Genomic DNA, 221 nt, shown 5'->3' with positions numbered 1-221 from the left:
GCCGACGGCACAAAGCTGAAAACTGTCCATAAGACAGGCAGCACTACCACCACGACGGACTATTGCGGAAACGTGGTCTATGAGAACGGTGTTCAGAAGCTGCTACTGACTGATGAGGGTTATGTTACTTTGAGCGACAACAAGTACCATTATTATTTGAAAGACCATCAGGGTAACAATCGGGTAGTCATCAACCAGAGCGGCACGGTAGAGGAGACGAA

At 48.4% G+C, this 221-nt stretch carries 1 pseudogene; it reads left to right on the top strand.

Annotated features, from left to right (window positions below):
- Nucleotides 1-221, top strand: a pseudogene (locus DWZ03_RS20335) (hypothetical protein); the annotation flags it as partial.

It is taken from the genome of Bacteroides sp. AF29-11, assembly GCF_003602895.1.
GTDB classification, from domain to species: domain Bacteria; phylum Bacteroidota; class Bacteroidia; order Bacteroidales; family Bacteroidaceae; genus Bacteroides; species Bacteroides uniformis.
The sequence above is the reverse complement of the archived record's forward strand: the minus strand, read 5'-3'. Positions and strand labels throughout refer to the sequence as shown.